General features: G+C 45.6%; 5 protein-coding genes and 1 pseudogene. 2 read left to right on the forward strand and 4 right to left on the reverse strand.

What is annotated here, in order from left to right; genetic code table 11:
• The first annotated feature begins 355 nt into the window (after nt 1-355).
• Nucleotides 356-730 (forward strand): hypothetical protein, encoded by a 375-nt coding sequence (locus O9295_RS21560; protein WP_147070800.1) that lies wholly within the window; start codon nt 356-358, stop codon nt 728-730.
• Here the strand turns inward: O9295_RS21560 and cbiB are convergent.
• The 3 genes from cbiB to O9295_RS21575 are packed head-to-tail and all read right to left on the reverse strand — an operon-like array spanning nt 671 to nt 2,518.
• Entirely contained in the window at nt 671-1,651 is a 981-nt protein-coding gene (gene cbiB / locus O9295_RS21565) for an adenosylcobinamide-phosphate synthase CbiB (protein ID WP_288035234.1), read from the reverse strand. The genes O9295_RS21560 and cbiB overlap by 60 nt on opposite strands.
• Before the next feature lie 2 nt (nt 1,652-1,653).
• Nucleotides 1,654-2,127, reverse strand: a complete 474-nt coding sequence (locus O9295_RS21570; RefSeq protein WP_147070796.1) for a GFA family protein — start codon at nt 2,125-2,127, stop codon at nt 1,654-1,656.
• The gene (locus O9295_RS21575) at nt 2,075-2,518 is read right to left on the reverse strand and encodes an Rrf2 family transcriptional regulator (protein WP_002783777.1); all 444 of its coding nucleotides are present in this window, start codon (nt 2,516-2,518) and stop codon (nt 2,075-2,077) included. The genes O9295_RS21570 and O9295_RS21575 overlap by 53 nt, the downstream gene beginning before the upstream one ends.
• Before the next feature lie 300 nt (nt 2,519-2,818).
• Here O9295_RS21575 and O9295_RS21580 point away from each other — a divergent pair, with 300 nt between their 5' ends.
• A complete protein-coding gene (locus O9295_RS21580; RefSeq protein ID WP_002798186.1) occupies nt 2,819-3,208 on the forward strand; it encodes an AbrB family transcriptional regulator in 390 nt (129 codons plus the stop codon).
• A 263-nt stretch (nt 3,209-3,471) separates the two neighbouring features.
• Here O9295_RS21580 and O9295_RS21585 read toward each other — a convergent pair.
• Nucleotides 3,472-4,046 (reverse strand): annotated as a pseudogene (locus O9295_RS21585) (RNA-guided endonuclease InsQ/TnpB family protein); the annotation flags it as partial.

Consider the following 4,046-nt stretch of genomic DNA (forward strand, 5'->3'; position numbering starts at 1 on the left):
GGGGGTCAATTACCTAATTTTCAGGGAAAAAGTCCCTGAATTTACCCCTGATCACTCCCATATCTGGTACTTTTTGAGGGGAAAAAAGTCCAAAAGTCTTATCCAACAAGGTTTTTAGATTTATTCAGCAAGCCCTAAATAAAATAATCTCCTATCTCCTGCCGACCGCCGACCGCCCCCTGCCGACCGCCTGATCTCAACAAGCAATTTAAATTACGAACAGCTTATCCAACAAGGTTTTTAGATTTATTCAGCAGACCCTAAATACGCGGGCAGCTTCTTAGATTTCTTTCCCCGACACTTTGAAGTGGGGAATGTGGGTTAAAATTGGCATAACTCGACCATCGCCTCGACCATGTTCTTTTTTGTCCTCGGCTTCAATCTAGGCTTAACTTTATTTAATTGCTTTCTAGTCTGGAAATTGTGGCAATTGCGGCGGATTTTAGGGCGAGTGACCAAAATTTTAAACCGGGTGGAACGACGTTTACACCACATTTTTTACCCCGCCCCCGAATATATTGTCATCGCCGGGGCGAAAACCTATTATCTCAGACAAAACTATCAACGTCTCTGCGGACAGATACAGATACTGCAATCCCTATTCTTGACCTTCTCCCTGATTATCCGTTACTGGCAGCGTCAATCCCGTCAACGCCGTCGCCTCTGGTCGCTAAAATTGAGCAAAATCTCTAGCAATCAAGCAGCTGACAGCGATCGCCAGCCAAAGTAATACACAAGTACGAGTTAAATTCAAAGCCTGTTCGACGGTTTTGACGGTAATCGGGTTGAGGTTATCGCCCAATAAAGGTTTTTCCACAATCTGGCCTCGATATTGATTTTTACCCCCCAATTGCACCCCCAAAATCGCCCCATAGACGCATTCACTCCAACCAGAATTAGGACTAGGATCCCGACGGGCATCGCGCCAACAAATGCTTAAAACCCGCCCCGGCTGGCCCGAAATTAGGGCGAGAGTTAATACCGTCAAACGACAAGGTAGCCATGTCAAAACATCCTCGCTTTTGGCACTAAACCAACCCATATGGGTGTAGGGTGGCCGACGATAGCCAATCATCGAATCGAGGGTACTAGCGGCTTTATAAGCGCAAGCGAGGGGAACTGGCCCCACACCCAGAAAAGCACCGAGAAGGGCATAAAAAAGCGGCGCGGTAACTCCATCCACACCATTTTCACTGACGGTTTCTAATAGGGCGCGGAGGATTTCTTCCCGGCCGAGATTATCTGTGTCGCGACCAACGTATAAACTTAGTTGGCAACGAGCTAAGGTGATATTTTCAGCTTGTAAAGGTGCGATGACTGTTTCGGCAGCCCTGCGTAAACTTCTACCGGCTAAACAACTAGCCAAGAGAATCATTTGTACTAGGCAACTCAGCAGCAAATTGACCTGACCTAACCATTGGATTCCTAGCCAAGTTAAGACCCCGGCCAAGATAATTAAACCTAGTCCCAGAATTATGCCCGCTAAACGTTGGCGAATTTTTTCCCGCGTCCAATTAAGGATAACTTTTGTGGCAACGGCAATAATCGCCCCCATCACCTGCACTGGATGAATCCATCCCCAAGGATCGCCGATCAGATAATCTAAAACTGCCCCTAATACTAAAATGATCGCCGTTGCCGCTTCCTTCACAATTACTCCCTTTTCCCATCGATAGCCCGAATTTTCTCAATATTGTCTTCCCAGTTAGCCCCATCAAAGAACTGGATCTGAAAATCGCCTAAGACATTGCCCTCCAAACAGCGCAGGTTTATATCTATAGCGTCAGGATGGGAGCGGGGACGATAGAAAGGATGAATACCACAAACACGACAAAAATAATGTTGGGCTGTGTGGGTATTAAATGTATAGGTACTTAAAAAATCTTCACCGCTTAGGAGGGTAAATTGTGCTGAAGGAACAATCAGATGCAGAAAGCCTTTTTTCTGACAAATCGAACAATTACAGTCTAGAGCTTGATCATGCTCGATCGCCACTTGAAAACGGATCGCTCCACAGTGACAACCTCCCCCATAAATCTTTGCTTGTGTTGTTGCTGTCATAACTTCTAAACTACTAAACAATAAAGCTGGTTTCCTCTCCCCTAGCGGCGATCCAGCTACGGGCATCGTAGTATAAATCGGCTAAGGTAATCTTCCCTAGCGCCTCTTTTAATTTCTCGTGTAGGTGTTTCCAGATAGTAAATGTCACCCAATCTTCTGCCTGTTCGTCCCTGGGATGATAGCCTGATAATGGCTCGATCGTCTCTCCCACTGCCTCCAGAATTTGCCCCAACGAGATCCGATTTGCCGGCCTGGCCAATTGATAACCCCCTTGCGCTCCCCGAAAGGAGCGAACTAACCCCGCTCGTCGCATTTCTATCAGCAATTTCTCTAGATAAGCGGCCGGGATATCTTGACGCAGGGCGATCGATTTTACCGAGACGGGAGTTCCTCTAGGTTGTAAACTAAGATCCAGCAAGGCTTTAACACTATAGTGACCCCTAGTTGTTAGCTTCATTATCCCTCATTTTTACCTCTTTATCTCTATCCTACCCCCTGCCCTCATTGATGACAGAAAGGTTAACCTCCCTTCCCTCAGCATCTCGATCAACATTGGTAAATTCTGTTAAGATTTCGATCGAGAGATAGCCTGTAATCAATTACAATCAATTTCCTCAAGCAAGTGATAATTTTTAGTTTATACCGTGTAAGATGAGTGTAGAGATCAATCGTAACCCGATTGTTTCTGGCCAGGGGGAGCAATTCTCCTCGACTAGCCTTGATGACCCTAACCTTTACTTATCTGCCGCGAACTTAAATGAACAAAACTACCAATCCAGAACCCCTGACTGGCCTCGAACTAATTGAGAAAGTTAAACAGCTAGGCAACCTCAGCAAAGAGGAAAAAGCTCGGGAATGCGGCTACTATACCATGACAAAAAATGGTATTGAACGCGTTAATATGATGAAATTTCTCAATGCTTTAATCGATGCCGAGGGAATTGACTTAGATAGCAGTGCCAATGGACACGGACGAGGTGGGCGCTCGGCCAGCTACCGGATCAGTGTCCAATCCAATAATAATCTCCTAATCGGTTCGGCCTACACCAAAAAAATGGGACTCAAACCGGGAGATGAATTTGAAATTACTTTGGGGAGAAAACATATTCATCTCAAGCAAGTTGGCGCCAGCGACGACGACGAATAGCAATAATTAAGGAGAGAGCCGTTTAACTCTCTCCTTGCCATTAGTTGACATCCTCACCGCCGTAAACGGACGGTGATTCCTCGCCACGCCACCTTTTTAAGATGGTCGCGTCAATGGGGTTAAACCCAAATTTTCGATAAGCTCTTGTCCATTGAAACTGGGTATTTTATCCTCAATCAGTCTTTAAGCATCTAGATCAAAGACTCCGTTCGATATGTCCGGTTAATTTTGTCCTATTAACCGCGTTTGACATACTCCCACCGTCAAGCTAGGCTGTGACGGGGGATTCTTGACCTATCACTATCGGAAATTCCTTGCTCAACGAGACGGCTTAAATTCTCAATGTCTCCATTAAAAACCCAGAGGTCGGACTCTCCCCCCCCCCTTGCCCCCCCGACCCCCCCGATGTCGGGGGGGCAGGGGGGGTGGGGGGGTTGGGTCGGTTTCTGTTTGCCCAACAGTACCGTTGACACTTCGACTTCGCTCAGTGTCAATGCCGAGCGAAGTCGAGGCATTGAGATGATTTCCCAAATATTGCCACCCTTTTTTAAGAATGTTGATTGCTGCATTATGATCCCTATCTAAGATTGTTTTACAATTGGGACATTGATGAGTTCTATTACTTAATTTTTTTTGAACTATCGTACCACAAACTGAACAATCTTGAGTCGTGAAATGGGGAGGAACAGCAATACAAACAATCCGATAAATCTTGGCAAAATAATTCAACCATTCAGTGAATTGATACCAAGAAGCATCAGAAATCGACTTAGACAGCTGACGATTTTTTACTAAGTTTCTTACCTTTAAAGCTTCATAGACTACCAGATCATTAGAC

This window comes from Microcystis sp. LE18-22.4A, assembly GCF_027531105.1.
In the GTDB taxonomy this organism is placed as follows: Bacteria; Cyanobacteriota; Cyanobacteriia; order Cyanobacteriales; family Microcystaceae; genus Microcystis; species Microcystis aeruginosa.